Annotated in this window: 35 protein-coding genes; 17 read left to right on the forward strand and 18 right to left on the reverse strand. The window is 59.6% G+C overall.

Annotated features, from left to right (window positions below; all coding sequences use genetic code 11):
• Window positions 1–601 (reverse strand): hypothetical protein (locus AC0QTX_RS18145; protein ID WP_474605220.1); only part of this gene is annotated, 601 nt, incomplete at its 3' end.
• 169 nt (window positions 602–770) lie between these two features.
• On the opposite strand from AC0QTX_RS18145, the gene AC0QTX_RS18150 reads away from it, so the two are divergent.
• Complete coding sequence (locus tag AC0QTX_RS18150) at window positions 771–1262, forward strand: YciE/YciF ferroxidase family protein (RefSeq protein ID WP_474605221.1); 492 nt, start codon at window positions 771–773, stop codon at window positions 1260–1262.
• Window positions 1263–1308: 46 nt separating this feature from the next.
• Entirely contained in the window at window positions 1309–1863 is a 555-nt protein-coding gene (locus tag AC0QTX_RS18155) for a DNA-3-methyladenine glycosylase (protein ID WP_474605222.1), read from the forward strand.
• A 144-nt stretch (window positions 1864–2007) separates the two neighbouring features.
• Here AC0QTX_RS18155 and AC0QTX_RS18160 read toward each other — a convergent pair whose 3' ends face one another.
• Window positions 2008–2325, reverse strand: coding sequence for a hypothetical protein (locus tag AC0QTX_RS18160; protein WP_474605223.1), 318 nt, complete (start codon window positions 2323–2325; stop codon window positions 2008–2010).
• A gap of 351 nt (window positions 2326–2676) precedes the next feature.
• A complete protein-coding gene (locus AC0QTX_RS18165) occupies window positions 2677–2886 on the reverse strand; it encodes a cold-shock protein (protein WP_474605224.1) in 210 nt (69 codons plus the stop codon).
• Between the two features lie 231 nt (window positions 2887–3117).
• On the opposite strand from AC0QTX_RS18165, the gene AC0QTX_RS18170 reads away from it, so the two are divergent.
• On the forward strand, window positions 3118–3318 hold the full coding sequence (locus AC0QTX_RS18170; protein ID WP_474605225.1) for a DUF2934 domain-containing protein: 201 nt from the start codon (window positions 3118–3120) through the stop codon (window positions 3316–3318).
• A gap of 300 nt (window positions 3319–3618) precedes the next feature.
• Here AC0QTX_RS18170 and AC0QTX_RS18175 read toward each other — a convergent pair whose 3' ends face one another.
• Complete coding sequence (locus AC0QTX_RS18175; RefSeq protein ID WP_474605226.1) at window positions 3619–3843, reverse strand: hypothetical protein; 225 nt, start codon at window positions 3841–3843, stop codon at window positions 3619–3621.
• A gap of 548 nt (window positions 3844–4391) precedes the next feature.
• Here AC0QTX_RS18175 and AC0QTX_RS18180 point away from each other — a divergent pair.
• Together AC0QTX_RS18180 and AC0QTX_RS18185 are read left to right on the forward strand one after the other, a co-directional pair.
• The gene (locus AC0QTX_RS18180) at window positions 4392–4565 is read left to right on the forward strand and encodes a hypothetical protein (protein ID WP_474605227.1); all 174 of its coding nucleotides are present in this window, start codon (window positions 4392–4394) and stop codon (window positions 4563–4565) included.
• Between the two features lie 246 nt (window positions 4566–4811).
• Window positions 4812–4961: a DUF1127 domain-containing protein gene (locus AC0QTX_RS18185; RefSeq protein WP_474605228.1), complete on the forward strand. Its 150-nt coding sequence runs from the start codon at window positions 4812–4814 to the stop codon at window positions 4959–4961.
• Window positions 4962–5449: 488 nt separating this feature from the next.
• Here the strand turns inward: AC0QTX_RS18185 and AC0QTX_RS18190 are convergent, their stop codons facing one another.
• From AC0QTX_RS18190 to msuE, 9 genes are all read right to left on the reverse strand, one after another.
• Window positions 5450–6280, reverse strand: coding sequence for a MetQ/NlpA family ABC transporter substrate-binding protein (locus tag AC0QTX_RS18190; protein WP_474605229.1), 831 nt, complete (start codon window positions 6278–6280; stop codon window positions 5450–5452).
• A gap of 44 nt (window positions 6281–6324) precedes the next feature.
• A complete protein-coding gene (locus tag AC0QTX_RS18195) occupies window positions 6325–7734 on the reverse strand; it encodes an LLM class flavin-dependent oxidoreductase (protein WP_474605230.1) in 1410 nt (469 codons plus the stop codon).
• Window positions 7735–7893: 159 nt separating this feature from the next.
• Entirely contained in the window at window positions 7894–8466 is a 573-nt protein-coding gene (locus AC0QTX_RS18200; RefSeq protein ID WP_474605231.1) for a HupE/UreJ family protein, read from the reverse strand.
• Between the two features lie 108 nt (window positions 8467–8574).
• Window positions 8575–9081 (reverse strand): cupin domain-containing protein, encoded by a 507-nt coding sequence (locus AC0QTX_RS18205; protein WP_474605232.1) that lies wholly within the window; start codon window positions 9079–9081, stop codon window positions 8575–8577.
• Window positions 9082–9186: 105 nt separating this feature from the next.
• Window positions 9187–10146 carry an ABC transporter substrate-binding protein gene (locus AC0QTX_RS18210; RefSeq protein WP_474605233.1) on the reverse strand — a complete coding sequence of 320 codons (960 nt, stop codon included), beginning with the start codon at window positions 10144–10146 and terminating at the stop codon, window positions 9187–9189.
• A gap of 12 nt (window positions 10147–10158) precedes the next feature.
• The gene (locus AC0QTX_RS18215; RefSeq protein ID WP_474605234.1) at window positions 10159–11262 is read right to left on the reverse strand and encodes an LLM class flavin-dependent oxidoreductase; all 1104 of its coding nucleotides are present in this window, start codon (window positions 11260–11262) and stop codon (window positions 10159–10161) included.
• Between the two features lie 15 nt (window positions 11263–11277).
• Window positions 11278–12129 carry an ABC transporter ATP-binding protein gene (locus AC0QTX_RS18220; RefSeq protein WP_474605235.1) on the reverse strand — a complete coding sequence of 284 codons (852 nt, stop codon included), beginning with the start codon at window positions 12127–12129 and terminating at the stop codon, window positions 11278–11280.
• Window positions 12130–12133: 4 nt separating this feature from the next.
• Window positions 12134–12940: an ABC transporter permease subunit gene (locus AC0QTX_RS18225; RefSeq protein WP_474605236.1), complete on the reverse strand. Its 807-nt coding sequence runs from the start codon at window positions 12938–12940 to the stop codon at window positions 12134–12136.
• On the reverse strand, window positions 12937–13545 hold the full coding sequence (gene msuE / locus AC0QTX_RS18230; RefSeq protein WP_474605237.1) for an FMN reductase: 609 nt from the start codon (window positions 13543–13545) through the stop codon (window positions 12937–12939). The genes AC0QTX_RS18225 and msuE overlap by 4 nt, the downstream gene beginning before the upstream one ends.
• Before the next feature lie 561 nt (window positions 13546–14106).
• On the opposite strand from msuE, the gene AC0QTX_RS18235 reads away from it, so the two are divergent.
• The 5 genes from AC0QTX_RS18235 to solA all read left to right on the forward strand — a co-directional run bounded on the left by AC0QTX_RS18235 (window position 14107) and on the right by solA (window position 17466).
• Window positions 14107–14574: an Lrp/AsnC family transcriptional regulator gene (locus tag AC0QTX_RS18235; protein WP_474605287.1), complete on the forward strand. Its 468-nt coding sequence runs from the start codon at window positions 14107–14109 to the stop codon at window positions 14572–14574.
• 326 nt (window positions 14575–14900) lie between these two features.
• Window positions 14901–15185, forward strand: coding sequence for a hypothetical protein (locus AC0QTX_RS18240; RefSeq protein ID WP_474605238.1), 285 nt, complete (start codon window positions 14901–14903; stop codon window positions 15183–15185).
• Window positions 15186–15307: 122 nt separating this feature from the next.
• Window positions 15308–15517 carry an RNA chaperone Hfq gene (gene hfq, locus AC0QTX_RS18245; protein ID WP_474605239.1) on the forward strand — a complete coding sequence of 70 codons (210 nt, stop codon included), beginning with the start codon at window positions 15308–15310 and terminating at the stop codon, window positions 15515–15517.
• A gap of 217 nt (window positions 15518–15734) precedes the next feature.
• Complete coding sequence (locus AC0QTX_RS18250) at window positions 15735–15968, forward strand: hypothetical protein (protein WP_474605240.1); 234 nt, start codon at window positions 15735–15737, stop codon at window positions 15966–15968.
• Window positions 15969–16308: 340 nt separating this feature from the next.
• On the forward strand, window positions 16309–17466 hold the full coding sequence (gene solA, locus AC0QTX_RS18255; RefSeq protein ID WP_474605241.1) for an N-methyl-L-tryptophan oxidase: 1158 nt from the start codon (window positions 16309–16311) through the stop codon (window positions 17464–17466).
• Window positions 17467–17690: 224 nt separating this feature from the next.
• On the opposite strand, the gene AC0QTX_RS18260 is transcribed toward solA, so the two are convergent.
• From AC0QTX_RS18260 to AC0QTX_RS18270, 3 genes are all read right to left on the reverse strand, one after another.
• On the reverse strand, window positions 17691–18146 hold the full coding sequence (locus tag AC0QTX_RS18260) for a hypothetical protein (protein WP_474605242.1): 456 nt from the start codon (window positions 18144–18146) through the stop codon (window positions 17691–17693).
• 127 nt (window positions 18147–18273) lie between these two features.
• Window positions 18274–18552 carry a hypothetical protein gene (locus tag AC0QTX_RS18265; protein ID WP_474605243.1) on the reverse strand — a complete coding sequence of 93 codons (279 nt, stop codon included), beginning with the start codon at window positions 18550–18552 and terminating at the stop codon, window positions 18274–18276.
• Window positions 18553–18554: 2 nt separating this feature from the next.
• Complete coding sequence (locus AC0QTX_RS18270; protein ID WP_474605244.1) at window positions 18555–18809, reverse strand: hypothetical protein; 255 nt, start codon at window positions 18807–18809, stop codon at window positions 18555–18557.
• An 845-nt stretch (window positions 18810–19654) separates the two neighbouring features.
• Between AC0QTX_RS18270 and AC0QTX_RS18275 the strand changes: the two genes are divergently transcribed.
• From AC0QTX_RS18275 to AC0QTX_RS18285, 3 genes are all read left to right on the forward strand, one after another.
• Window positions 19655–19810, forward strand: a complete 156-nt coding sequence (locus tag AC0QTX_RS18275) for a DUF1127 domain-containing protein (protein WP_474605245.1) — start codon at window positions 19655–19657, stop codon at window positions 19808–19810.
• Window positions 19811–20523: 713 nt separating this feature from the next.
• Window positions 20524–20757: a DUF6894 family protein gene (locus AC0QTX_RS18280; RefSeq protein WP_474605246.1), complete on the forward strand. Its 234-nt coding sequence runs from the start codon at window positions 20524–20526 to the stop codon at window positions 20755–20757.
• A 210-nt stretch (window positions 20758–20967) separates the two neighbouring features.
• Window positions 20968–21276, forward strand: coding sequence for a LuxR C-terminal-related transcriptional regulator (locus AC0QTX_RS18285; protein WP_474605247.1), 309 nt, complete (start codon window positions 20968–20970; stop codon window positions 21274–21276).
• Here AC0QTX_RS18285 and AC0QTX_RS18290 read toward each other — a convergent pair.
• The gene (locus AC0QTX_RS18290; protein WP_474605248.1) at window positions 21273–21503 is read right to left on the reverse strand and encodes a hypothetical protein; all 231 of its coding nucleotides are present in this window, start codon (window positions 21501–21503) and stop codon (window positions 21273–21275) included. The two genes, AC0QTX_RS18285 and AC0QTX_RS18290, sit on opposite strands and share 4 nt — an antisense overlap.
• Complete coding sequence (locus AC0QTX_RS18295; protein WP_474605249.1) at window positions 21500–21862, reverse strand: integration host factor subunit alpha; 363 nt, start codon at window positions 21860–21862, stop codon at window positions 21500–21502. The genes AC0QTX_RS18290 and AC0QTX_RS18295 overlap by 4 nt, the downstream gene beginning before the upstream one ends.
• A 329-nt stretch (window positions 21863–22191) precedes the next feature.
• Between AC0QTX_RS18295 and AC0QTX_RS18300 the strand changes: the two genes are divergently transcribed.
• The 4 genes from AC0QTX_RS18300 to AC0QTX_RS18315 all read left to right on the forward strand — a co-directional run bounded on the left by AC0QTX_RS18300 (window position 22192) and on the right by AC0QTX_RS18315 (window position 24679).
• The gene (locus tag AC0QTX_RS18300; RefSeq protein WP_474605250.1) at window positions 22192–22605 is read left to right on the forward strand and encodes a hypothetical protein; all 414 of its coding nucleotides are present in this window, start codon (window positions 22192–22194) and stop codon (window positions 22603–22605) included.
• A 12-nt stretch (window positions 22606–22617) separates the two neighbouring features.
• Window positions 22618–22953 (forward strand): DUF6894 family protein, encoded by a 336-nt coding sequence (locus AC0QTX_RS18305; RefSeq protein WP_474605251.1) that lies wholly within the window; start codon window positions 22618–22620, stop codon window positions 22951–22953.
• A gap of 229 nt (window positions 22954–23182) precedes the next feature.
• Window positions 23183–23443, forward strand: a complete 261-nt coding sequence (locus tag AC0QTX_RS18310; RefSeq protein ID WP_474605252.1) for a PilZ domain-containing protein — start codon at window positions 23183–23185, stop codon at window positions 23441–23443.
• A gap of 402 nt (window positions 23444–23845) precedes the next feature.
• Entirely contained in the window at window positions 23846–24679 is an 834-nt protein-coding gene (locus tag AC0QTX_RS18315) for a lytic transglycosylase domain-containing protein (RefSeq protein WP_474605288.1), read from the forward strand.
• Window positions 24680–25786 lie beyond the last annotated feature (1107 nt).

The raw sequence follows: 25786 nt of genomic DNA on the forward strand, positions 1-25786 counted from the left end.
GGTCCAGCTCAGCGGCTCTTTGCTCATTGGCCTGCAGGGCTTGTCGAGCAGTGGAGGTCTGGGTCTGAACCTCGGTTCGGGCCTGGGTGAGTTGCGTCAGTTGCTGTTGTTGCGCCTGCAGGTTCTGCAGAGTGGCCGTCAGCTGCGCCTGAGCTTGCTCACGTGCTTGCGTGACCTGGGTCAGCTGTTGCTGGGTTGTCTGAAGCGACTGCTGCAGTGTCCCGAGCTGAGCCTGAAGCTGTTCACGTGATTGCGCCGCCTGGGTGAGCTGCTGCTGAGACGTCTGTGCCGTCTGCTGCAGGGTTGCAAGTTGAGCCTGAGCTTGCTCCCGCGCCTGTGTGATCTGGGCCAGCTGCTGCTCGGCACCAGCTACCCTGGTTTGCAAGTCTGCTAGAGCTCCTCCCATGCGCTGCTGCTCATCGAGCTGCCGCCGCAGGCTGGCTTCAGCTTGCTGCAGACGGGTTATTTCCGTTTGGGCTTCCTGCCGCTGGTCCGAGGAGGAGAGCCCTACGCCGAGGGCTAGAAGCCAGCCCAGGATGGCAGCCCCAGCGAGCACCAGAGACACGGGCCGCTTTAGCTCGGAGCGGTAGTCGACTGCCATCGTGATTCTCCTGCGCGTTGGGTGCTCGATCTAACGCAGGAGCCTCATGCGCGTTGCCCGCCCTGTGCATCAAAAGCAATCCTTCTGTTTAGGCTGGTTGTCGGCTCCGGAACGCTCAGCCACCTCCGGGGTTACTTGGTTCATTGCCCTACTTAGCAGGAGACTGAGAATGGCCGAGAAGGATCTGAAGGCCCTCTTCTTGCATCAGCTCAAGGACACGTATTTCGCCGAGAACGCCATCCTCAAAGCCCTGCCGCAGATGGCGGAAGCCGCGCAGGCTGAGGAGCTCAAGGGCGCCCTCGCCGTGCACCTGAAGGAGACGGAGCGGCAGGTGAAACGTCTGGAGCAGGTATTCCAGCTGTTGGGCGAGAAGCCTACGGGTGTTGGGTGCAAAGCCATTCAGGGCATCATTGAGGAAGGCCAGGAAATCCTGCAGGAGTTCAGCGGCGGCGAGGCTCTGGATGCTGGTCTGATCGCGGCTGCCCAGGCGGTGGAGCATTACGAGATCACCCGCTACGGCACCTTGCTCGCATGGGCCAAGCAGCTTGGCCTCACAGAGGCTGAGGGGCTCATCCAGGAGACCCTGATCGAGGAAGAGAACACCGATCAGATCCTCTCCGAACTCGCTGAGGATGCCATCAATCCTGCCGCTGCCGCTTAGGTGGCTTTGAGGAGGACCTGATCTGATCGCTGAGCCTGATGGGCGAATGGCAACAACACTGTCGCAGTCCTTCTTCGCTCGTGATGCGGTGACAGTCGCCCGCGATCTGATCGGAGCCACCCTGCTTGTGGACGGGATCGGCGGCCGGATTGTCGAGACTGAAGCCTACACCGGCGATGATCCTGCCTCCCATAGCTCTCGTGGTCCGACGCCTCGGAACGCAGCCATGTTTGGTCCTGCCGGCCATGCCTATGTGTACCGGTCGTACGGCATGCACTGGTGCCTGAACTTCGTCTGTCTGCCAAGCAGCGCGGTTCTGGTCAGGGCTGTTGAGCCAACCAGGGGCATTGAAGTCATGAAGGTGCGACGAGGTGTCGAGGACTTACGCCTTCTCTGCTCAGGTCCTGGTCGTCTGTGCCAGGCTCTGAGCGTGACAATCATCCACAATGAGTTGCCGCTGGACCAAACACCCTTCCAACTCCTCGGCCAGAGGAGCCCAGTTGAGGTTGCGGCAGGGATGCGGATCGGGATCACCCGCGCCACTGACTTGCCTTGGCGGTTTGCTCTCGCAGGTTCGCGCTTTCTGAGCCGAAAGATCTGATGCTACCCAAGGGCAGGATAATCTTACCATCCGCGCCGCGGTTCGCCCTGGCGTGGGTCATCGCTGAAGTCCGGCGGAGCGCCATAGGGCTCACCACGGCGGGAGTGGTGCGGCTTGTCAGTCCAGGGCTGTTCGCGCCTCGGCTCAGGTTCGGAGGCGCCATTCAGAACTGCAATGGCTGCCCCGCAGCACGGAGCGAACCGCATCAACAGCCATGTCGGCGATATCGCGCAGGCGGAGATCGCCAATATCGCCACTGGGGCGATGCTGAGCCTGTCCATAGGGGGCGTATTGGTCTGCAGGCGAGTTCACCGGCATCAGGCTTGAGAACGCGCCAGCTCCACCCGGGACCACGAGCAGAACCAGAGGAACGACAAGGCGGAACGCGAACCCTACGATCCTGGACACAATGACGTAGCCGATGATCAGGATGATTGCAGTTGCAATGATGCCGGTGCTCAAGGTGCTTGAACCCTCATGATGTTCGACGCGGAGCAAAGGCCATCAAACACATCAACGGCTTTTTGTGGGCCAGCTGGATGGAAGAGCGAAAACGATCGCCGAGCCCGCACCTCAAAGCGGGTTACACGACCAGAATGGCAAAAGCTTGAATAGTCGTGAGCGGGTTTTGCACGCGCCGCTGGGAAGGTCGCCGGATTGCTTCAACCAAAGGCATCCCTGCCTGTCTATTGCTGTCGCTACAAGTTGTGCCGTGCTTCCTCAGCGCTCCAAGGGAAAATGGGTATCGAAAAAGCCGCCCCGGCAGGAGCGGCTTGAAGAGCCAGAACTGAGCTGACGCGATGACAGGCTCAATCAAGCCTGTTGCAGGTTGGTTGCAGACTCTTTGCCTGTGCGGCGGTCAGCTTCCATCTCGTAGGAGATCTTCTGCCCTTCAGCTAGACCACGCATACCGGCTCGCTCAAGAGCTGTGGCATGAACGAAGACGTCCTTGCCGCCATTGTCCGGCTGAATGAAGCCATAGCCCTTTGTCTCGTTGTACCACTTCACAGTACCAGTCGCCATTGCTTGTTCCTCTAGTCCCGTCAGGTGCGCTTCCGCAGGATCATCCTGCCGCGTCTGGCCAGGAGGTCAAGCGCTAGCCGACTGAGGGGGCCATCAGGCTCCTTTCACCTGCTGGAGCGGTGCCCTAGCTTCAGAGTAAAGTGGTTCTGGATCCGATCGGTCCACCTCTACGAGCCTATAACGTGCCTACTTGGCCGAGAATGGCTGACCCTTGGGACTAGGAGACAGGCGATGGAAAAGGACTTGGAGCAGAGAATTCGCGAGCGGGCCTATGCAATCTGGGAGAGCGAGGGACGTTCCGGCAATCCGGAGGACCACTGGTCCAGAGCGGAGCAGGAGTTGAACAATGCCGGCGCCCTGCAGGGGCAAGATGCTGCCGGAGCGCAAACACCTGATGACGCAATCATCAATGAACTTGGCGACTTCGCCTAAGTGCTGGTGAGGTCTCTGTTTGGCGGTGAAACTTGCCTTGAAATTCGTCTCTTCCGAGCGCACCGGCCAACGAAGGCTCTAAACGTGAGGGTGGGGTCATTTGGCCTCCGGGGGCATCGCCCTTGCTTATACCGGAATTCGCACCTCAGATAAGAGCCGTTTTCATCTCTTATAACATTTCTCATAGCAAACATTATGGAACCCTGATGCGACACTTCCCTTGCCAAGCAAGCGGTTGTGCCGATTCTACGCGTACTGAAGTTATGGAACTTGCCTGGGCCGCTGATCGCATGACCAAGATCATTCCTGCGCTTGTGCCTCGGCTGATTTTGCCAGCTGTCGAATGCTTGCGGTGTCCAGCTCGGCTCTGATAGTTCGCGTCGCACTTCGTTGAGACTTCTCGGCAACCTTCTTCTGCCCGTTCGGCATTGTAATCTTGCCGGTGGCCTGACCATCGCGGTCCTGTGGTGATGGCTTGTCTCCTGAAACCGCTTTGACGGGCAGCGGCTTGCTTGCTTTCGTCACTATCGATCCCGGTTTAGGTACAGCATCGGTTGTCGTGCTGGAGCGGGAGCTTTCCCTGGTTTCAGGTCTGAGCGGAGGAGGCTCCGGCTGTGCTTGGCCCGCTAGCTGAGACAGCCGAGCAACCTCTGCGCGTGCAGCCGTGAGATGCGTGCGCACCTGCGCCATCTCGGACAAAGCGGCTCGCATCTTCGACTGCTCAGAGAGGAGCTTGCCCTGAGCTTCCTGCAAGCGCTCCAGCTCACCGCGGTGTTGGCGCTCTCTCTCGCTCGCGGTTTGGCTTGACACGGCAAACGAGCCCCATCCTGCGGCGGCCGACAGGCTAAGCGCCACGACAAGAACCCGGCGGGCTGTCAGTATTCGGATTGCACGCTCTTGGAACATTGGACCCACCCCTCATTCGCAGCACCGCCGATGTCCGGCGAAGCGTATTCAGATCGAGGAGTGTGGGCGCAAAGTGGCAGACAATGCTTGCGTGCGCACCATGGCAGGATTCTTATTGGTAGGGTTAAGGCTTCGTCACCAACGACAAGCGCTCATCAGGACTCAAGGTGACATCCCTTGAGTATGCGGAGAACGAAGACAAGCTGGAGCCCATTGCTGAAGCAGGAGACAACTTGATCACGCTGGATCCTGATAACGTTGAGGACCTCGAAGAGGAGTTGATCGAGACCGGCTTCAGTCCGAAGGCGGTCAGGTGGATCGTCAGCAAGGTTCCTGAGTGAGCTGCTCGGCAACTGTAAACGAGAGGTGAACGCTCGCCATCTGTTCCATGCTCACTCCGCATGGCAGGGGTGCCTACTTCCAGGTTTGTCTTGCGCCGAGCGCGCTGTAGATGAGCCCTCCTCCGCCACGGACTTCCTGTGGCGGGTTTCCTCCCTGAACTCGGCCACCCCAAAAGGTGGCCCTTTTTCACGCTGCCCATGCGCGGCGCCTTTGCGCATGGGCTGACTCATCATTGAGGTTGCGTCATGTTTCTATCAGTTATTCTGTCAAGCCTGCGTCGCTGGTTGCGTGCTCGTGAAACGGCTCGGCAGCTGCATGCCCTCTATGACCGTGAGCTGTCCGACATTGGCCTTGCCAGGCACGACATCGCGCAGGTAGCGCGGCAAGCGCAGTAGATCGGCCGCTGTGTGGGTCGGGTGAGGCGACAAGGAGGGCAGTGCATCCGTGCCCGTCCTTGTCCCTCAGGCCATGCGGCCACGAGGCTGATCTAGCTGCCCTCTACGACAGGATCATGACATATCAGGCTCCCCGAAGAAAAGGTCAGCGGCTTCAGCGCAACCGACAGGCGCTGCTTGATCTGATCCGTGAGAAAACGACGGTGCGCATCGCTCAATCCAGCTGCGAAGCCGTAGCAAGGCGGAGGAATCCCTGAATTCCGCAATATGGTTTCCGCCAGGCTTGCCCCTGATGAGAGCAAGACGCTCACAAACGACAACGCCCTGACAGATTTAGCCGTGCGGAGCTCACTGTCAGGGCGCTTTTATGATGCCGGTTGCAACACCACTGCACTACTATGCGTCAAGAGCGCCGGATTTTCAATCGACCACTGTGCACAAGTCCGCACGTCCTGGCGAGAAGCTGAGCACCCCTAGTCGCCTTCCTTTCACCAGACTGGCACAAAGAACTTGCCATACTTCCTGGCGATGTAGTCCTTCACCTCGGGCGAGCGGTAGATGGCAATGAACTTTGCAATCTCCGGGTCATCCTTCCGGTCCGCCCGTACGACGAACTGCAGGGCGTAATGCGCATCGCCGAACCCATCAGCGATCAAGGCTTTCTCAGGGTTGCCGCCCGACAGCAGCAAATAGCTGATGCTGACCTGACCCAGGGTCACATCATCGAGGGCTCGCGGCAATTGCGCGGCTTCCAGCTCCCGGAAGCGCAGGTTCTTGGCATTGGAGACGATGTCGAGGACAGTCGCGGCATCACCAACTCCTGGCTTGAGGGTGATGAGACCAGCCTTCTGCAGCAGTTGCAGGCCGCGCGCGCCATTCACCGGATCATTGGCAATGGCCACGACGGCATTATCGGGAACCTGGTCAAAGCTCGTGACCTTGTTCGAGAACAAGCCCACAGGCATCACGTAAGTCGGAGCGATTGGTGTCAGCTTGTACCCACGCCCCTTGATGGTGGCATTGAGAAACGGAATGTGCTGGAACAGGTTGGTGTCGATGTCCCCATTCGCCAGCGCTTCGTTAGGGGTCACCCAATCGGAGAATTCCACCACCTGAACATCGACACCTTGCTGGCGGGCTCGCTCAGCGGCGAAGTTCATGATATCGGCCACCGGTCCGCCGCTCGTCCCAACTTTCAAGGGCTTAGCCAAGGCGGCGCTAGGATCCGCCAGCTGGAGCATGAGGCCGACGACGCCGGCAAGAAGGGCACTGACGCTGCGCCGGGAGACAGTGCGATATCGTGTGAGTAACGAGGTCATAGGTGGACGTCCTCTGATCAAGAGTGGATTGGATGCACGCTGCCCTATTCGGCAGCCGGGCTGAGGGTTTGAGAGGGAGCCGCTGAAGAACCAAGCGCGCGGAACGATGCGCCGGGATGACTTGTGGCGAGGCGCGCCCGCCCGCGGCCAAAGAGCTTCTCTCGCAAGGTGCCCTCCCCATAATCTCGCTTGTAGATGCCCCTCTCCTGCAGAAGCGGCACCACCAGATCGATGAAGTCCTCCAGCCCTTCGGGCGTGACCACCCGGCTCAGATTGAACCCGTCGATATCGGTGTCCTCAACCCAGCTTTGCAGCTCATCGGCGATCTCTTCAGCTGAGCCTATGAGTGGCTCGTTGCGGCTGCCGAGGCCTTTCTCACCGAAGATCTTGCGCAACGTCCACGTCTCGCTGCTGTCAACCGTGAAGGCCCGCAGGATGGAGTTCGTCGCATCGTTCTCCTCATGGCGGAGCGGTTCGTCGGGGTCATAGCGGGAGAAGTCCACGCCCGTGATGCTGGAGAAGTGTGACAGCGCCCCCTCGATGCTGGCATAGCGATGGTACTCTTCGTACTTCTCCTCGGCCTCCTTGCATGTCCGCCCGACAACCACGGCGCGGCCGAGAAAGACCAGAATGTCGGCGGGGTCGCGCCCCTGCTCCGCTGCCCGCCGCCTGAGATCCGCCACGGTCGTGCGGGTGTTCTCCTTCGTTGGACCCGCGAGGAACACGCATTCGGCATGCTTCGCGGCAAAGTCCTTGCCCCGGGACGACGCGCCGGCCTGATAGAGAACCGGGGTGCGCTGCGGTGATGGCTCCGAGAGGTGAATGGCGTCCACCCGATAATGCTGTCCTGAATGCTGAACCCGGTGGACCTTGCATGGGTCGGCATAGATCCCGCGCTCGCGATCGCGCAGAACCGCGTCGTTCTCCCAGCTGCCTTCCCACAGCTTGTAGACGACCTCCATGTACTCCTCGGCCGTCTCATACCGGTCATCGTGCTTCGCCTGCTTGGCCAGGCCCATGCCGCGTGCCGCGCTGTCGAGATAGCCGGTGACGATGTTCCAGCCGATCCGCCCGCGGGTGAGATGATCGAGCGTCGACATGCGGCGGGCAAAAAGATATGGCGGCTCGTAGGTAAGATTGCATGTCACGCCAAAGCCGATGTGCTTCGTGACGGCGGCCATGGCCGGCACAACCAGGAGGGGGTCATTGACCGGCACCTGAACCGCATGGGCAATCGACGGATCAGGGCTGCCCTTAAAGACGTCATAAACCCCGACGATGTCAGCGAGAAAAATCCCGTCGAACTTGCCGCGTTCGGCTGTGCGGGCAAGATCCTGCCAGTACTCGAGCGTGTTGTAGGCTGTCGACCGATCCCTCGGGTGAGCCCACATTCCTTGCTGAATATGGCCAACGCAGTTCATGTCGAAGGCATTGAGCCGGATCTGCTTTGTCATTTCGAGGTGTTTCCTGTCGAGTCTAGTGAATGGGCGTCATCATCGGCTCGTCGAAGCGAGCCGCACTGAGGGAGGATGTGACGATCGCCGGAAAGGCCAACAATTCGGCGGCGCATTTTGAGGCCACCTTTTCAGCAGCGGGGGAATGGGCGCCTGCGCTCAAACGAAGAACAGAGCCACTCCGGCCAAAGCGACGCCACTCCCAAAGATCCGGCTCATGGCCGGGGCCCTCCGGACAGCACCTTCCAGCACAATCCCGCAGCCGACCAGAAGCACGCTAGCCAGAAGGAAGCCGGCCCCATAGTCGACGGCGCTCACGGCTGGCGCGATCTCGGCCCCGTGGGCATAGCCATGAAAGGTCCCGAAGAGCGCGCAGGCGCCGGCAGCGAGAATGAGGGATGGCTGCAGGTTGAGCATCACGGCAAGCCCAAGTCCCAGAACCGATGCAGTGATCCCGAGCTCGATCATCGGGACCCCGGATCCCATCAGCGCAGCCCCGAAGCTGAGGGCCATGGCACCTAGGAAGCTGGCTGGCAGTCCAATGATGGCCTTTCGCCCGAGACTCCCAGCCCAGAGACCAACTGCGGTCATGGCCAGCACATGATCGAGCCCGCTGAAGGGATGGGCAAACCCGGACGTAAAGCCGGTGGCTGCACCATGCCCGGAATGGGCCCAAGCTTCGGAGGATAACAGAGCTGTGAGAACGAGCGCAGAGAGAAGGTATCGTTTCATACAGGATCCAATGGACGGGAGTTCAAAAGGCAGCTGGCATGTCTTGAGAAGCTTTGGGACAGACCAGCGGATCGAGTTGAGATTCCAAAGCTGACCCGCAATCAGTTGTTAGGGATGCTTGTGAATGGGATCGACCCAGTACACTTCTTCCGGCCACTCGACTGGATCGACATCGGTGATGTTCACCACCACCGCCTCGTTGTCGGAGCGCACGAGCACGCATTCGAGAGGCTCGTCAGGACTGGCGTTGATCTCCTGATGCGGCACGAAGGGCGGCACGTAGATGAAATCCCCCGGCCCTGCCTCAGCCACATACTCGAGGTGGTCACCCCAACGCATGCGGGCCTTGCCGCGCACAACGTAGATCACGCTCTCCAACTCGCCATGATGATGAACGCCCGTCTTGGCATTCGGCTGGATCGACACGGTTCCGGCCCAGATCTTCTGGGCACCCACACGCGCGTGATTGATCGCGGCCTGACGGAACATCCCGGGCGTCTGGGCGGTGTTGGCGTCGAGCTGGTCGCCCTTGATCACACGGACGCCTTCGTGCTTCCAGTGCTCGTGCTCGTGATGGGAGTGATCGTCATGTTCGTGGTGGTGATCTGCGCTCATAGAACTTTGCCTCTAAGTGGTTTGGTAGAGGGGCGAACCCCAGCCTCTGATTGCTAGCTGGGGCTGATGGATCATTGCGCGACGAACAGGATCTTGATGCAGCCGCTACTGCGCCGCAGCTTCCTGAGTTCCGCTGAGCACCGCCGCATTGAACGACGGGTCGAGAACATCAGCGGCCTTGAGAGGCTTCGGGATCAGGCCGTTGCGCACATAGAGGTCGATGGTCCGCTGCTCGGCTGCGACGACCTCAGCATCGATCGGCACCGGACGGGCGTTCGCCCCGGCGAACCAGCGCAGTGGGATCTCCTTCGGCAGGCCGATCAGCTTCGCCCAGGTTTCCGCGTAGGATTCCCGATTGGCCGACTCCCACACGCGAGCCTTGGCAAGGCGCCGGACAAAGTCCTCAAGCTCGCTGCGCTTCGTGCGGATCGCCTCTACATGCGCCGCCTGGAATCCCAGACCTGGCGTGATGCCCTGGCCGTCACGAACGATGCGGGCTTCGCCGGACAACACCAACTGCGACGTGTACGGCTCCCAGGTCGACCAAGCATCGAGGCTGCCGCTGGTCAGCGCCGCCTTAGCCTCAGCTGGGAGCAGAAAGCTCAAGCTCACATCCGTCTTGGCCAGCTTGGCGTCTTCCAAGGCTGCGAGCACCAGCTGATGGCCAATGGAGCCACGGCCGGTGCCGATGCGTTTGCCTTTGAGATCGGCAAAGGTCTTCACGGGAGAGTCTGGGCGCACCAGAACGGCCAGGCCACCTTGGTCAGACCGGGTTGCCAGGATGGCCTTGATCGGAGCGCCGGAGGCCGCCGCGAAGGTGAAGGGCGCATCACCGACGATGCCGGTATCGATGGCTTCGGCGTTGAGGGCCTCCAGCAAGGGGGCTGCCGCTGGGAACTCGCTCCATTCGAGCTTGTAAGGCAGGTCCTTGAGCACGCCCGCGGCTTCCATCAGGGCACGGGAGCCACCACGCTGGTCCCCAACCTTGAGGATCGACTCGGCCCAGGCGGGCGCCCACGACAGGGCAAGAGCGGCCGCGGCCGCCAACAGGGTTATGCGTTTCATGAGGGTTCTCCTTTATTCGGCTGCTACAGCACGCGGGCTGGACCGGTCGTCGAGCAGGCGGCGGAAGGCGGGGATCAATTCACGGCCGTACTGGACGGCGTCTTCCAGGGGATCGAAACCTCGAATGAGGAATGTCGTGACGCCAAGATCGTAGTAGTCGAGCAGCGCATCGGCGACCTGATCGGCGGTACCGACCAGGGCCGTCGAGTTGCCCTGCGCCCCGGTGGCTGCTGCAATGGCTGTATACAGGCGCTTATCGAGCCGATCGCCCTGGGCGGCTGCGGCGAGCAGCCGGCGCGCGCCCTCGTTCGGAGGCGGGGCAGCGGCACCCAGCCCCTTGGCCGCCCGCACCGCTTTGATGCGCTCGAGAAGCGCTTCCGCCCGGGCCCAGGCGCGGTCCTCCGTCTCGGCGAGGATCGGCCGGAACGAGAGACTGAAGCCCACATGGCGTTCGCGGCCGTGCCGTGCTGCGGCCGCGCGGACCCGGGCGATGGTTTCCCGCACCTGGGCATGCGTCTCCCCCCAAAGGGCATAGACATCCGCGTGCTTGCCGGCCACCTCAATGGCCGCCTCGGACGAGCCGCCAAAGTACACCGGCAGGTGCGGCTTCTGGACTGGCTTCACATTCGAGAATGCACGCTCGGAGCGGTAGTGCTGCCCCGCATAGTCAAAGGGTGTCTCGCTGGCCCAGGACGCTTTGACCACATCGAGATACTCGCTTGTGCGGGCGTAACGCTCGTCCTTGGTGAGGAAGTCGCCATCCTGCCGGAGCTCCTGGTCATTGCCGCCGGTGATGATGTGGACCCCGGCCCGGCCGTTGGTGAGATGATCGAGCGTGGCCAACTGACGGGCAGCTACCGTCGGAGCGGTGAAACCAGGCCGGTGCGCGATCATCAGGTTGATGCGCGCGGTGACCGAGGCGGCATAAGCCGCAATGTGCTGGCTTTCAGGGGATGTGGAGTGGAACGCGACAAGGAAACGGTCGAAGCCGCCGTACTCCTGTGCCTGGGCAAGAGCCCGGATGTAGTCGCGGTCGATGACCGGTCCCTCGGCGGGATGGGCTTCCGACTCGTAATGCGTGCCGACAAAGCCAATGAACTCAACGTCCTTGCTCATGATGGTCTCCTGTACTTACGATCGGGCGAGGGCGTCAGCTGAGGCGGCCCAAACCGCATCATTCTGCCGTGCGGCGGACGCTGCAGGCGCTCTGCTGCGCGCGGGAGCGCGCAGCTCTTCAATCGGCTCATCCGGGTACTCTTCTTCGACCCCGAGTTCGCGCAGGAGACGCGAGCGCAAGCTCGCGAATGCCGGCTGCGCATGACGGCGAGGCCGATCGAGATTAACGTGGAGATCGAAGCCGATGCGGCCCTGGTCCAGCACCAGCACCCGGTCGGCGAGAAGCAATGCTTCGTCGACGTCATGGGTCACGAGAAGAACGGCAGGCCGATGGGCTCGCCAGAGCGAAGCGACCAAGCCTTGAGTTTTGAGCCGGGTGAGTGCATCCAGGGCCGCGAAGGGCTCATCGAGCAGCAGCAGTTTCGGCTCCCGCACCAGAGCCCGGGCGAGTGCCGCGCGCTGAGCCTCGCCGCCGGACAACGTCAGGGGCCAGGCCTCCAACCGGTGGCTCAGACCCACTTCGGACAGGGCAGCCACGGCACGCTCGCGTGCGTCAGGGGCGCGCAAACCCAGCGCCACATTGGCCCACACCCTCTTCCATGGGATGAGACGCGGCTCCTGGAATACCACGGCTCGCTCTGCGGGCACCGTGACGGTCCCGGCGGGGGCCTCATCAAGACCCGCGAGAGTTCGCAGGAGCGTCGACTTGCCTGAGCCGGAGCGGCCGAGCAGTGCCACGAACTCGCCGGCCCTGATGGTGAGATCGAGACCGTCGAGGATGTTGGGGCCGCGGCCGAAGGAGCGCACAAGGTTTGAGACTTGCACCACGGGGTGCTGGCGCACTGTCAGAGTAGGATGAGCGTTCATGGGATCAGTCCTTCAGGAAGCTTGGTCGCCAGGCCAGCACCCGACGCTCGAGAACACGGACGATCTGATCGGCGCTCAGCCCAAGAATGGCGTAGACGATCAGGCCCACGAGAATGATGTCGGTGCGCAGGAAGTCGCGGGCGGTCATGACCAGGAAACCGATGCCGGTATCGGCGTTGATCTGTTCAGCCACCACGAGGCTGAGCCAGGCGACGCCGAGTGCGTAGCGGAGCCCGACCAAGGCGGACGGCAGGGCTCCGGGCAGTACAATGTGAAGCAACTGCTCGCGCCGGCTCAGGCCCAGGGTGCTTCCGGCCTCGATCAGCTTGGCGTCCACGCCGCGGATGCCGGTAAAGAGCGTCAGGTAGATTGGAAACATGGTGCCCAGGGCCACGAGCGCGATCTTCGGTGTCTCGCCAATGCCGAACCACAGAATGAACAAAGGAACGAGCGCCAGGAACGGCAGCGTTCTGAGCATCTGCAGGGTGGCATCGAGCAGGTCTTCGCCGCATCGTGAGAGACCCACAATAAGGGCAAACGTCGTGCCCACCACGACGCCGATCGCCAGCCCGGTCGCCACGCGGCCCAGCGACACAAGCAGATGCCGGGGCAGTTCACCGGAGGTGATCAGTTCGGCGAAGGTGCCGGCGATCATCGCCGGTGAGGCGAGCGTGCGGGTCGGAATGAGGCCGGCACTGGCCGCCACCTGCCATAGGATGACAATGAGAAGCGGAGGGAGATACCTGCGGTAGCGGAGCCACCGGCCTGAGCCGGTGCTCGCAGCGGGCGTGGAGGCGACAGCCGCACTCATCGGGCTGCTCCTCGGCGAACAGCCTGAAGGCTTATCGACGACAACGATGAGATCGTCTCGGCCTTGGGAGCCTCAGCCCCGATCAAGTTCGCGAGTTGTTGCGCAGCGGTGTTCACGCGTGCCAGAACGCCCGCCTCGGCGAGTTGTCCATCGACGAAGTCAGCATCGCTGGCGTAGACGGCTGTCGGGACAGTCAGAGCCTCGAAGAAGCCGAAGAGCGGCCGCAGGGCGTGTTCGACAACGAGAGCGTGGCGCGGGCCTCCTCCGGTAGCGGTGAGCAGCACCGGCTTGCCCACCAGCGCCTGGGGATCAACTAGATCGAAGGCATGCTTGAACAACCCGGTGTAGGCGCCCTTGTACACCGGTGTGCCGATAATCAGCGCATCGGCCTGCTCGATGGCATCGATGATGCGAGCCGCTGGGAGGGTCAGGTCCTGGCGCTGCAGGGCCGCGCCGAGGCCAGGGCCGGCATCGAACAAGTCGAAGATGTCGAGGCGCACCTGTCGGTGGCTTGCCACGTCGGCGGCGATGGTCTCGACGAGGCTGCGGGTCTTGGAGGGACGACGAGGGCTGCCGGAGAAGCCAACGATGCGGGGCAGACTCATGGCACAAGTTCTCCTTCCGCCGGCGAAAGCCCGCGGCGTTGATCTCTCAGGGTCGGGAGGAGCGCAGCCTTGAAGGAGATCTATGGTTCTCGCCCCAATTCAACGCACGTGATGAGTATCAGGTGAGATTAAGTGGCTTCTGCGGGCACAACAGCCTCTGATTTGATAGTAGTCATGTGCTCGCTCTTCTAAAAAGAAGCTTGGAATGCGATCATCTCACCGTCCAGAAGCTTATGAGAGGCTAAATCATCTGTCAGATGATCTGACCATCACTTGTTTCGTTGGCAATAAGGATCGTCGTGATCCACCCGCCTGTCAACGAGAATGTTCGTTCTTTAGAACGCCTCAGTCAGGGACAATCTTCTCCAGCATACGCCTATAAGAGGGAATTCATCTTCATTGATGAATTTGCCTAGGGTTTGTGGGCGCCCATGCCGTCTGCAATGACACTTGAACATGCCGGTTTGTTCGTTATAAAGAACAAAACGAACAGAGACAATGGATGAGGCTTTCTCAGGAAGCCTTGGGAAGTTTATTGCTCTACGCTCGCTGAGGTCTCACATGGACGCGACAGATACCAAGATCCTGATGCTGTTGCAGGAGGATGCCAGCATCTCGATTGCTGAACTCGCTCAGAGAGTGAACCTATCCCAGACGCCATGCTGGAAGCGCATTCAGCGTCTGGAGACCGCTGGAATCATCGAGAAGCGTGTCGCGCTCGTCAATCCCGAGAAAGTTGGCTTGGGCCTGACCGTGTTCGTCTCCATCGAAATCTCCGATCATTCAGGACAATGGCTTCAGCGCTTCGCGGAGTTCGTTTCGGCCATGCCCGAAGTAATGGAGTTCTACCGCATGGCTGGAGACGTCGATTATATGCTGCGCGTGGCAGTGCCGGATATGGCCGCGTATGATCGCTTCTATCAACGTCTCATCGAAGCGGTCCCACTCAAGAATGTTACGTCGCGTTTCGCCATGCAGCGGGTGAAGTCCACCACGACTTATGATCTGGTATCGAACGCTGAGCGCTGATCTGGACCATCGGCGACGCGTGTGGGCGTGTGCTCCTTGGACAACAGCCGTTGTACGCGATCGTTATTGCAGCCCAAGTGGGTGGTTAGTACGAGCAACTGGGCCGCGATGGGTGCCGCTGCAGGGCGCTGCCTTGGGCACCGGTCCGTACCTTGGTCAGATGACGCGGACACGCCATCCCGAGCTTTATGCCCTAGAGCTTACTTGGCTTTGTGGCGTGACGTGACCAGTCACTCTGTTGGGAATGCTTTTCAAAGCCGGTGCCTTGTTTCCGCCGCATCCACCAGTACCTTGAAAAGGGTAAGCTCAGAGGTCAGCCCTACCCCATGACGAAGCTCGCCCTTGTCGTTGACGAACGAGAGTTGAGTATCATTCGTGCAGCCCTTCTCCTCCTTCAAGAGCAAGTGGACGCACTTCCGGAAGACCTCGCAGAGATGATTACCATGCATGGACCGCCCATGCCGGTGTCCGAGATTGAACAACTCAGCGTTCGCCTTCACAAAACAGCACGACCGATACGAGATCATGCTGAACGGGAGCTGCCACGAGCAGCAAGAGTTGTTGAGGTGGAGCGGTTTCCCGCGATCAGTATTCCCCATCGCTCCATGTGAGCAGGCCGATCAGCTTGCCTGCAACTGTATTGGTGCCACTGAGCGCTACAAAGGAGCGTCCCTGCGACAACGCTCGAAAGGGTTCAACCGTGACTGCGCAAAGGACCCCGTTGATCCAGGACATGTTCCTCGATCATCTTCGTGACAGCCGGATAGAGGTAATGATGTTCCTTGTGAACGGGATCAGGCTGCTGGGCCGGATCAGGCGGTTTGACAACTTCACGGTCGAGCTTGTGAGAGATGGTCGCTCCCAAATCATCTACAAGCATGCCATTTCGGCGATCAACCCGGCAGAGCCAGTCCAACTGACGGGCTCGGGTTCATTCGAGTAAAGCACTGTTTCTCAGACACCAGAGATGCGGATCAGGTTTGCCTGAGGGAACATACGGTTGCGTAGGGGGCGCATTCTGCCTTCTGCCGAGGTGCGTTGCAGCCGATGGTTTAGCGTTGATCAATTCCGCGTGGTTGGTCCAAATGGAATACAAGATGCGTTAAAGCCGGGGTACACCGGCAGACCGAACCGCTGGCGGAACAGGAACGAGGGTCAAGATGCTGCTCGAACTGGATCAAGAGCAGCTGCGTGTTCTAAGACGTGCTCTCGAAGCGAGGGCGCGTGACATGCACCTGCGCTTGGGGGCGGACCCTGAGGATGAAGGCTTCCGGCGAGAAGCAACCCTTGCCACACAGCTTCTGCGCCAGGTCGATGCCCTGGAAAGGCGTGCTGGTTACCGCGCCTGGGGCATTAGTGATAGTGAGTCCGTACCCGAAGATGAAGAGAACTGAGTGGAAGCAGACTGACCGGCTGAGCTCCTTGGGTTAGACGTCTTAGCCAACCTGTCTCGCCACACCATCATCTCACGATGAACTTCTGTCGCGGAGATCCACCAAGATTCCATTGACCTCTGGGTTGTCTGCATGCCCTTGGGAACTAACCTATCGAGTGATCGTCACCATACGAAGCCCTTCCGTCCGTTTGCCGGGTCGTCCTCCATCGTGACCACCGGATCAACCTGTTACCCGGCTGTTATGGAGAAAGCGCGCCATCGCACATGACCGTTGCTCTGTGTTCCCCAACCGGTAAGCTGACCCCAGCATCTATCCATCGTTCGTGGGGCATTCCGCTATGAAATCGTTCGACACCATCGTGATCGGCATTGGCGGCATGGGGTCTGCCACCCTCTGGCACTTGGCTCGCCGTGGCCAGAAGGTGTTGGGCATCGAACGGTTTGACCTGGGGCACAGCATGGGCTCCTCCCACGGGCTGAACCGGATCATTCGCCTCGCCTACTTCGAACATCCCAACTATGTCCCCCTCCTCCGCCGTGCCTATGAGCTATGGCGGGAGGCAGAGCAACTGACCCGCGAGCAGTTGCTGTTCGTCACGGGTGGCATTGATGCCGGAACGGAGGACAGCCGGATTGTACAGGGCGCACTGATGGCATGCCGGGAGCATGATCTTGCGCATGAAGTCCTCACCGCTCGGGAAGCCACAAAACGGTTCCCCGGCTACAAGCTCCCGGACCAGTCTGCCGTCGTCTTCCAGCCGGAGGCAGGGTTCGTGGCATCGGAACGCGCCATCCTGGCGCATGCATCCCTGGCAGTGGCAGCCGGAGCCGAACTTCATGGACGGGAGAAGGTCATCGCCATCGAGCCCGCCAACGGCCGAGTGGTGGTCGTGACGGATCAAGACCGCTATGAGGCCGGACGGGTGGTGGTATCTGCAGGCGGGTGGATTTCCGACCTCATTCCTGCTCTCAAGACCAAGGCCGTACCGGAGCGTCAGGTTCTGGGCTGGTTCCTGCCCCGGAAACCGGACCTGTTCCGGCCAGAGGTCTTCCCGGTCTCGAACATCGAGTCTGAGGTCGGCCATTTCTACCAGTTCCCGACCTGGGGCATCCCAGGGTTCAAGATCGGCCTCTACCACCACTTCCACGAGACCGGGCACGCAGACGAGCTGTCCCGTGAGCCGACGCCTGCCGATGAGGAGGCCCTTCGCAAGGGCATCCGGCATATGTTCCCCGATGCCGATGGACCGACGTTGCGGCTCGCCACCTGCCTGTTCACCAACACACCGGACGAGCATTTCGTGATCGACACCCTTCCGGAGTCACCGGAGGTCGTGGTGGCATCCCCCTGCTCAGGGCACGGATTTAAGTTCGCGAGTGTCATTGGCGAGGCATTGGCAGACCTCGCGACTACAGGAACCAGCAAACTCGATCTCTCGCTGTTCGCCATGAAGCGGTTTGAAGACGCATCAGAGGCTTCGTCGAGAGCAGGTTGAGACGATTTGTTATGAGAGGGAAGCTGCAGCTGCCGTAGTGGCTGGTTATGGAGAACAAGGTTTCCCAGCTGACCGACAGGAGACGGTGGCTCCTCAAGGAGGCAAAGCCTCTTCGAGTGCTATCGCTGTCTACCCAGACGGCTGCGCCATTATTGGTTATGGTCGTCTTAGACGAGAGACGACGGCCAGAACCTCGCCTTTGCTGACTTTTGGCCCTCGGTCGATCATGTGGACGGAATGAACTCAGGTCTCACTGCTCCGAGTGCATAGGCCTTCATGAAGGCTGCCATGAGGGTTCGCTCCAGCTCCGATGTCAGCGGTGACGGGTTGGCTCTGTTCCATGCTCGCTGACCGCGCTGGACGAAGCTCTTGCGCTTGCGCTTGGCGTCCTTGGGAAGGTGCACAGCCAGGGCCTCGAAGCTTCGTCGAAGTTGAAGTTCCGTCCTCTTCCTGGATGGGAGGGTAGCCTCAGCAGCTTCGGCAGCGGCGATGTCGTCCGGTGTTGGATCGGGATGGCGGGCCAGTGCATCCTCCTCAATCTGGAGGAAGGCTCTGTCCTGGGCGGCATCGTGCTCCTTCAGACCAGGCGTGTGTTCGAGGAGGTATGCCTCGCGGGCCTCTTCCAAATCGTCTTGCCTGTGCTTGGCCAAGGAAGGCTGGCTGCCCAGATTGTTTGCCATTGTGTGTCTGCCTTTCTACCTTCTGCCCTTCCAAGAGAAGGCAAGTTGCGGCGTGGTGTTGGAATGAGGGGGTGGGTTCACCTCTGCCCGAGACTTGCCCTTGTGTGCTGCCCTCCAGGCCGAGAGACTACCTCGCCCAATTGTCATGACCGACTGCAAGTGCACGCAATGTGATGTCGCCAGCGATTTTGGCGAGTTCCAGGCCTTCCGGTGTTGGCTCAAACGCCTCCAGCGGGAAGAACACGTCGTTCCCGCCGAACAGCACGAGCGTGTAGGGCGCATCGGCCTTGTCCTGCTCTTGTACGAGAGAAAGCGTCAGCCCGCCGATGTCACCGAAGGCATGCTTCTCATCAAAGTGGAGTGTCCTCGACTCCACACGCTGGGGAAACGCAATGACCTCTGCCATGCCTAATCCTCCCCACCTGCACCTGCTCCGCGGATCTCAGCATCTCCGAGCCATCTCTGGGCTTCTTCAAGACTGCCAAATGTATGCTCGAGCTCGGTGAACGGAGCAGGCCTATCTCCAGGAGGCAGGTCGAGCAGGAGCTCCGCCGTCCAGGTCGCATCATCTGTTCTGCCGCTTTGGACCAGGCTGGCGATAATCACCCCATGGAGCAGCACGTCATAGCTGCCTGGGGCAAGCCGGGAGAGTTTGTAGGCCATTCTGAACCCTCTGGGCAGGACAACGACAGCAGCAGGATGTGTAGCGGACCGTGCCGCCCAACAGAAGCCCTACGCAGCGCAGGCGTTCTGAGGCAAGCCTGCGCGAGTTGAACCTTATCCATTCGACATCGTGAGGTTAACCAGCGGCGATTAACAACGGACAGAGAAGCCTCTGGCTCGCTTCATGAAATGGCCACGGTTGGTGGGCGTAGTTTGCCCTGCGGTGTCAGCTCCACAAAACCGCACACGCCTCGGCTGAGGGTCCTTGAACCCGATCTCCTCAGCCGAGGCGTTTGGCTGTTCAGGCTCCGACTGGTGCCAAGAGCGAGCCCTTTGCGTCAGGGCTATTTCCTAATAGGACGCTGTGGATTGCCCCACCCGTGAGGCAACACCCATGGCTTTTAGGTTGCCCTACGGGAGTCTCTGCGCTCTGGCCGGAGATGCTGCGAGCACACTCCTCGACTACGGCATCCTTACTAGCCCGATCCGATCTTCGTGCCGTGGGCTTCTCTACGCTTGCACAGAACCACAGATGCCTTGGTTGAGGATTGCCTGTCCCCTCCGGTCTCTTCTGAACGGAGTGGAGAGTGAAGCTGCTCGCATATAGCCAGAGATACTTCCGTGACAGAGTTCTGCTAGACGCCTCTTTTCCATTCCGAGCGACAAAGGCAAAGATATGCCTCCACAGCAGGAGTTTACAGGATATTCTGCTAACTCATGCCTTTATCGCATGGCTCCTCTACAGCATTTGCCCTTCTTCTGTGCATCGCGCAGGCGTATTTGCTGCATCGCAAGACAAGAACACAGGCCATCGCCGAATGGCCCCCGACCCGTAGGAGCTCACAATGTTCGTTTCTTATATCCTCGCTAATGTGCAAGCGTACTTCCGTTATCGCGAAACTGTCCGTGAGTTGTCGCTGCTGTCGAACCGCGAGCTCGATGACCTCGGCATCTCGCGTTTTCAGATCGAAAGCATCGCTCGCCAAACCGCTGCTGCCTAAGATCAGCTGCACGGCAGAATTCGCCTGCGCCCGCCTTCTGGCGGGCGTTTGCGTTTGTGGGGTGCTTGGCGGAGCGTCCGCGCCGTCCTGCGCTCCCTTGGACCGGAGCGGAGCAGAGGCGCACCAAAAGAAAAGGGCTCTCGGGAGGGCAAATGAGAGCCCAGTTAGAAGGGTGTAGGTGAACACTTCTTCGCGAAACTAACCCGAAAGGGGTAGAGCAGTTTCAGCTTGGCCAAAGAAAATCCTGGCTTACGGCCAGGGCTTATAAGGTGGAGGACGAAGGGAACGGGAGGAAGAGCCTTCGCGAGATCAACCAGCCAAGGTGTTACTGGCAGACAAGGATTAACTGGCTGACCGGCGAACGGTGGTTCTGCTCGGAGATAGCAGCACGTCAGGACGTTTAGCGTAAGTCGCGGGTCTGATCTCCGCTCACCCGGTCGAAGTATCAGCCCCTTCCCAGAACGGGACGCAAATGTCCTGGGCACTGGTTGACGCCACGGCCAAGCGGCCCATGTAGGCGCTAACTTATTCTACGGCGATTTACAGGTAGAACATTGTTTAAGTGGATACTCAACCCTCGACGGGGTGAACTCGACTCCGTCAATGCCGGTTTGTTGGCAGTCGCAACCACAGCCGCCATCACGGCCCTCACGCTGTGTGCTCAACTTCCCTAGATGTGATCGCCCTCCCCAGGGCACAAAGGGGTCAGATCCATGCCAACGCGGTACTATTTCCACCTCGTGAGCTGTGATGCCAAAATCCCGGATGATACAGGCGCGGAGGCAGCAACCCTCAGTGAGGCCAAGTCACAAGCCTGGCAATTCATCACTGAGTTGCGCCAGGAGTATGATGCTGTCATTGAGGATTGGGGCCTGTGGCACCTGGAAATTGCCTGTCCGGAGGGGATCTTGCTGCATAGAGCGCCTCTTGGGAACTCACTGAATTGAGCAGTGAGGCTGAAGAGCTCAGGCCGGCTAGAAGCGATGTCTTCCGGATGGCGCTAACCACTCTCACTCCGTCCTGACCGATCCTCGTTATGCTCTGCTCTCCAAAGAGTAGCCGGGGAGACGTCCCTACCACCGAAGCGCAATAGCATGTTGCCTCTGCACAAGAGACAAATGTTAACGAGGGGTTAATCCCTTCGGCTGGGGGATACGATGGCTAAACTGGACACTCAAATTGGGCATTTACACGCGGACGGGACACAACTGGCGACCAACCTGAACCAAACTCGGAGCCAGGGGCTGTCAGGTCCGGAAGCCACAATTCTTCTCCTGATTGCAGCAGGCAAGCAGACCGGCGACATTGCTGCTGCTGTCGGAACGGATCAGGTGGCTGTGAAGGAACACGTCAAGTCGATTCTGCGAAAGGCCATGGGCTCCCGCAGCCAGACCAGCCGCTCCAAAGGGATTGATCTTCGTCCCTCAGACTTTCCATCTGAGATGGTTAGTCCGTTCATCACCTAGCGCCACCGTGTGAGCCTGTTTCTGATCGTTGCGATGATCACGAACAGGGCACCGCCGCCTAACGCTCCGACAATCATCTCGCTGATAACATGGGTGTAAATGTCGTCCGGGATGTTGTTGGAGATGGTGCTATAGACCTGGTGGAGCACTGTACCAGCAAAGCCAACCAAGCAGCCGCAGAAGGCACTGCTCGAGGGACTCCATTCCGGCCCCAACTCTCTGCTCATGCAATGCGCCTGACCTGAAGCTCTGAGCCCTTCGCCTCTGTGCCGACAGACTGAGAGGGCACCCGGTTCACACGCTCCTTGAGAACAGGTGAGGCCGTGAACGTGATGGCTCGACGAGGTTCGATAGGCACCTCGATCCCTGTCTTCGGATTGCGTCCAACGCGCTTAGCCTTGTTGCGCACTGTGAAGACCCCGAATGAGGTTAGCTTCACGGTCTCACCCATTTCGAGCGTGGAGCAAATCTCCTCAAGGACTTGATGAACCAGTTCCGCCGCGTGCTCCTTCGTGACAGGAGCCTGCTGGTACGCTGCCTCAGTCAGGTCCACCCGCGTTATGCTGGTTCTGCTTTTGCGTGCCATTACACTCCAGCCAAGACAAAGAAGTGGGCTGCCGTTGCCAGCAGCCCGAGTTTGGGAGGAACGCCTGTCCTCAGAGGACACCCATCACAGGGTAGCTGCGATGGACGCAAGTCCGTTAGCATTCAGTTGTACAGACCGAAATCCTATGTTGCGCATGTAATCGATTACGAAAGATTGGATTAGGCGCATTGCAATGTGGGTGTGACTGAGAGAACACAGCCCACATATGACCGCTATGGATTTCCTGGGGATCCGCCCTGCTTCCTACATTGCAGCACAGGAACTCAACCCTAGTTCTCAACAGTGGAATGAGAGCTGGGGAGCTGGTCATGACCGATGATGAAGTGGAGGTTGTAGCTGCTGAGTTGGCCAAGGCAGGTGGCCTCTCCTGGCACAACGGGCAGGAGCGTGGTCCTCTGAAGCTCGTCATGAACCGCTACCGCGAGCGGGCTCGTGCAGCCCTTGCGGCTCTCGAGCGCGTCCAGGCCGCCAAGCAGGCCCTTGCCCCTGATCCCGACAGGGTCGAGCAATCCGGATCAAATACAGACGTGAAACCTGGGCCTGTTCCGCATGAGGAGGTCTCTATCGGGAGCCTGGTCTTGTATCGCCCTCCCGGAGACCAGAGAACCTATCCGTGCCGGGTTCAGAAGGTTCAAGGGAGCCGGGTCTATCTTGTCCCCGAGATCCCCGCCTGCACCGGCTGGGTGGGTCTTGACGGCCTCTCCACTCCAGCAATCCAGTGAGGCGTCTCAGCCATGAACACCTTAATCAATGGCAAGCATGCGCCGCATGAGGAACCTATAGAGATTGACCTGCCGGTCGGATCGTCCGCTGTACCCGCGCCACGTCTCTCGGCACCAGCGCGCTACTACTTCAACCTCACCGATGGCGACGTCATGATCCGCGACGAGGAAGGCATCGAGGCATCCAGTATTCAGGCAGCCGTGATTTCTGCCTTGGAAGCCATCGAGGAGCTTCGCGCCCAGGATCCCTTGAACTCGGATGAGTGGCAGGGATGGCGGCTGGAGATTGTCGATGCCTCAGGTCAGGCGGTGCAGTCAATTCCGCTTGATGTTCGCTCCCCTCATTGATCAGGCGTTGGAAACGGTCGGCAGCAACAAGGAAATGTCCGGAGAATGCCCTACAGGGTCCGCATGGACATGCGCGCTGCCCTTCTCCTTCTCCCCACACTTGTTCATCGCTCTCGGCTTGCTGGCTTCAGTGAGCTTCCCAAGCCTTCCGCTTCCGTGGTCGGACGGACATCATCACGCCAGCTTGCCTTCGTAGAGGAGCGCACTTCTCAATCGAAGGATTTCCTGCATGCGTCCTGCCATACCTGAGCGTCGATCAGCTGAGCGCTTCTCCACAGTTTTGGAGGGATGGTTCGCAAGCGAGATGACCGGAGATCCGATTGCATGCACGATCTCGGATCTGTCTGAGACCGGGGTGCGGCTTGTGATCCCCGCTCCGGCCGACGTTCCTCTTGAGTTCGAACTGAAGATCCCGGATGCACGAGCTGTGGCCAGGGTCTGCCTGGTCTGGACCAGCGGAAGCCAGTATGGAGCGCGGTTCGCAGGGTAGCCAATCGCCAAAGTCGCGCAGCGCTGCACGCGGGACATGGGAAGAGCGCCGGCATCATGGCTGCGGGTGAGCGAAAAGGTCGTTTTACTTCCTGCTACTAGACCCGAGGCATGCTGCAGTCCGCATCACAGCATGCCTCCACATGAAACCCCGTTTGGAGCGATCCTCGAGTATCGCCCCATGAATCAGCCTATGTCCTGGATAGCGTGCATCGTGATGAGTCCGATCGCAACCACCTTGCGTCAGCCCCTCCCAGCGGGTGGCCTGCGACATTGCCGACACGCCATATCCCGTAAACCATCCCTCAACACTTTTCCGAAAAGCTGAGTATCCGGCCAGCCCAGAGGGACTTTGGCAATGTTCAGTTTGCGTCACTTTGCGTATGCGACTGTTTTCCTGCTGATGTATGCAGGCTCAAGCTCAGCTCACCCTGACTTCAACGTCGATGAAATCGATATCGATCAGCAACTTGCATTGCTTCCGCTGCCTCCTGAACTTACTTTCATTGATACGTCTGACATTTTGGACGTTGATACTCGCTCAGGTGCCCTGAAAGATCGATCCGCGTATCTTCCTGCCATCGTCCACGAGGCAGCAGCCAATGGCATCCCCCCAGCACTTGTCGACGCTGTGGTGCGGATCGAGAGCCGGTACAATCCGGTAGCTGTCGGCCGTGTCGGTGAGATCGGACTGATGCAGGTGAGACCAAAGACAGCCGAGTTGCTCGGGTTCCAGGGTACATCAGCCGATCTGGCGCAGCCGCAGACTAACCTTCATTATGGTGTGGGTTATCTTGCCAAGGCGTGGCGCTTAGCCAGTGGAGACCTTTGTCGGACGCTCATGAAGTACCGCGCTGGGCATGGATCTGAGACAATGAGCGCCCTTAGTGTTGAGTACGGTCGACGAGCTCGTCTCCACCTTGCATCCGTCGGCGTCAGTTATGCAGCTCTAGTTACCGCACCGACCTATGCTTCAAAGCAAGTGCGCACAGATGGTGTTCAACGCGGCCATGATGTCACGCGTACGGCAGGTGCTGCCCGTGGACACCGCCGTCATCTCAGCCGCAGTAAATGGAAGCCTTCGATCAGAGTTGCCATTAGGACCCGAAAGGCAGCGACTCGCGCAGAGATATCCTTGCAGCGCAGACACCGTTCAATCCGGCTCGTGCGTCAGGCTCCGGCCCGGACAACTCAACACACAACAAGGGCTCTTGGGAGATGGATCGCTTCCCGTTAGACCTGAGGCCAGTTCAGCAAAGCTGTAGTCTGTTTGCGAACTGCCGGCCTAAGCCCCACGCAACCGCATCCTCACCCTGCTCGAAACCCTGATTGTGCGGAACTCGACAGCCGGCGATAGAACCTCGATCCGCAGCGGATTGCGCTTGCCCAGCGTAGTTGTCTCGCAGCACTCGGACGTCGTTAGTGAGACATTCCTCGTTTGCCAAGATGGGACATTCTAACTTTGCGCGGACAAGCAAAATTTCAGAGATCAAACATTATGGAACTTAAATCCACTGCTTGGGCTTACTGGCACCGGATCTAAGCGGGCGCATCGTTCACTTCTTCAAGTGCAAACCCTATCCCGACAACGGCCTAAAGTACTGTGCGGCCAAACAGTTCCCGCTCCACATCGAAGCCTCCTGCCGGGGCGCTTCTCTGTCCGACGCCCACGATCAATGGGATGATCTGCTCGGTCTTGTGCAAGGCAAGGTGACGCGGTCTTTGGACTGGCGAGCTGAAAGCATTGATTAACCCTATCGAAGCGACCCAGTCAGGCGGTTTGTGGATAAGGGCGGGGACAAGCGAACGCATCCCTTCGAGATGAGAAAAGCAGTCAAAAGTTCCGTGCGCAGAAGCCCAAATTTTCGTTGCAGCAGAAAGGTTTGATTCAGGACCTAGAGGCCGAAACCCGCGCCTGTTCTTTGCGTGCCCAGATGTTTTCGTGTCCTCATCAAACCTTCATATTCTCTTTACTGTCGTTGCCTTGATCACGCTCGGAAAGGCTCCCGTTGTTGCCCCGGTCAGAAACCCTGATGCTCAGACGGCGATCAGATGTCTGTTACGCGAGACCCAGATGCCTAGCGCCATTGGCAACCACACCTTGCGCATCGAGACATCCATACAAACCCCGCCTCTGCAGGCGACTACCAAATCTTCAGCTATTGTGCGGAGAGTGATCGGATCAGGCTCGCACCTGCGAACCTGAGAGGCGCACAACCGGCGTCGGCGCGCCCTGGCTGAGGATCAAGACAGCACTCAGCCAGAGCGTTTCCGTGCTCAACGCTCTCTTCATCCCTTCATGTCATGCTCGCGGGAAGCCCTACTTTCGCAAGCCACCTAAGAT

This window comes from Microvirga sp. jy35, from assembly GCF_056148915.1.

What these genes read in the sequence shown, in the direction of transcription:
- AC0QTX_RS18310 (WP_474605252.1), top strand. Translation starts at nt 23,183, where the DNA reads ATGCGTCCTGCCATACCTGAGCGTCGATCAGCTGAGCGCTTCTCCACA.
- AC0QTX_RS18225 (WP_474605236.1), bottom strand. Translation starts at nt 12,940, where the DNA reads ATGAGTGCGGCTGTCGCCTCCACGCCCGCTGCGAGCACCGGCTCAGGC.
- AC0QTX_RS18300 (WP_474605250.1), top strand. Translation starts at nt 22,192, where the DNA reads ATGACCGATGATGAAGTGGAGGTTGTAGCTGCTGAGTTGGCCAAGGCA.
- AC0QTX_RS18315 (WP_474605288.1), top strand. Translation starts at nt 23,846, where the DNA reads ATGTATGCAGGCTCAAGCTCAGCTCACCCTGACTTCAACGTCGATGAA.
- AC0QTX_RS18170 (WP_474605225.1), top strand. Translation starts at nt 3,118, where the DNA reads ATGGAAAAGGACTTGGAGCAGAGAATTCGCGAGCGGGCCTATGCAATC.
- AC0QTX_RS18155 (WP_474605222.1), top strand. Translation starts at nt 1,309, where the DNA reads ATGGCAACAACACTGTCGCAGTCCTTCTTCGCTCGTGATGCGGTGACA.
- AC0QTX_RS18295 (WP_474605249.1), bottom strand. Translation starts at nt 21,862, where the DNA reads ATGGCACGCAAAAGCAGAACCAGCATAACGCGGGTGGACCTGACTGAG.
- AC0QTX_RS18205 (WP_474605232.1), bottom strand. Translation starts at nt 9,081, where the DNA reads ATGAGCGCAGATCACCACCACGAACATGACGATCACTCCCATCACGAG.
- AC0QTX_RS18190 (WP_474605229.1), bottom strand. Translation starts at nt 6,280, where the DNA reads ATGACCTCGTTACTCACACGATATCGCACTGTCTCCCGGCGCAGCGTC.
- AC0QTX_RS18150 (WP_474605221.1), top strand. Translation starts at nt 771, where the DNA reads ATGGCCGAGAAGGATCTGAAGGCCCTCTTCTTGCATCAGCTCAAGGAC.
- msuE (WP_474605237.1), bottom strand. Translation starts at nt 13,545, where the DNA reads ATGAGTCTGCCCCGCATCGTTGGCTTCTCCGGCAGCCCTCGTCGTCCC.
- AC0QTX_RS18290 (WP_474605248.1), bottom strand. Translation starts at nt 21,503, where the DNA reads ATGAGCAGAGAGTTGGGGCCGGAATGGAGTCCCTCGAGCAGTGCCTTC.
- AC0QTX_RS18235 (WP_474605287.1), top strand. Translation starts at nt 14,107, where the DNA reads ATGGACGCGACAGATACCAAGATCCTGATGCTGTTGCAGGAGGATGCC.
- AC0QTX_RS18280 (WP_474605246.1), top strand. Translation starts at nt 20,524, where the DNA reads ATGCCAACGCGGTACTATTTCCACCTCGTGAGCTGTGATGCCAAAATC.
- AC0QTX_RS18260 (WP_474605242.1), bottom strand. Translation starts at nt 18,146, where the DNA reads ATGGCAAACAATCTGGGCAGCCAGCCTTCCTTGGCCAAGCACAGGCAA.
- AC0QTX_RS18200 (WP_474605231.1), bottom strand. Translation starts at nt 8,466, where the DNA reads ATGAAACGATACCTTCTCTCTGCGCTCGTTCTCACAGCTCTGTTATCC.
- AC0QTX_RS18250 (WP_474605240.1), top strand. Translation starts at nt 15,735, where the DNA reads ATGCTGCTCGAACTGGATCAAGAGCAGCTGCGTGTTCTAAGACGTGCT.
- AC0QTX_RS18305 (WP_474605251.1), top strand. Translation starts at nt 22,618, where the DNA reads ATGAACACCTTAATCAATGGCAAGCATGCGCCGCATGAGGAACCTATA.
- AC0QTX_RS18270 (WP_474605244.1), bottom strand. Translation starts at nt 18,809, where the DNA reads ATGGCCTACAAACTCTCCCGGCTTGCCCCAGGCAGCTATGACGTGCTG.
- AC0QTX_RS18215 (WP_474605234.1), bottom strand. Translation starts at nt 11,262, where the DNA reads ATGAGCAAGGACGTTGAGTTCATTGGCTTTGTCGGCACGCATTACGAG.
- AC0QTX_RS18210 (WP_474605233.1), bottom strand. Translation starts at nt 10,146, where the DNA reads ATGAAACGCATAACCCTGTTGGCGGCCGCGGCCGCTCTTGCCCTGTCG.
- AC0QTX_RS18195 (WP_474605230.1), bottom strand. Translation starts at nt 7,734, where the DNA reads ATGACAAAGCAGATCCGGCTCAATGCCTTCGACATGAACTGCGTTGGC.
- solA (WP_474605241.1), top strand. Translation starts at nt 16,309, where the DNA reads ATGAAATCGTTCGACACCATCGTGATCGGCATTGGCGGCATGGGGTCT.
- AC0QTX_RS18285 (WP_474605247.1), top strand. Translation starts at nt 20,968, where the DNA reads ATGGCTAAACTGGACACTCAAATTGGGCATTTACACGCGGACGGGACA.
- AC0QTX_RS18240 (WP_474605238.1), top strand. Translation starts at nt 14,901, where the DNA reads ATGACGAAGCTCGCCCTTGTCGTTGACGAACGAGAGTTGAGTATCATT.
- hfq (WP_474605239.1), top strand. Translation starts at nt 15,308, where the DNA reads ATGTTCCTCGATCATCTTCGTGACAGCCGGATAGAGGTAATGATGTTC.
- AC0QTX_RS18185 (WP_474605228.1), top strand. Translation starts at nt 4,812, where the DNA reads ATGTTTCTATCAGTTATTCTGTCAAGCCTGCGTCGCTGGTTGCGTGCT.
- AC0QTX_RS18275 (WP_474605245.1), top strand. Translation starts at nt 19,655, where the DNA reads ATGTTCGTTTCTTATATCCTCGCTAATGTGCAAGCGTACTTCCGTTAT.
- AC0QTX_RS18265 (WP_474605243.1), bottom strand. Translation starts at nt 18,552, where the DNA reads ATGGCAGAGGTCATTGCGTTTCCCCAGCGTGTGGAGTCGAGGACACTC.
- AC0QTX_RS18165 (WP_474605224.1), bottom strand. Translation starts at nt 2,886, where the DNA reads ATGGCGACTGGTACTGTGAAGTGGTACAACGAGACAAAGGGCTATGGC.
- AC0QTX_RS18220 (WP_474605235.1), bottom strand. Translation starts at nt 12,129, where the DNA reads ATGAACGCTCATCCTACTCTGACAGTGCGCCAGCACCCCGTGGTGCAA.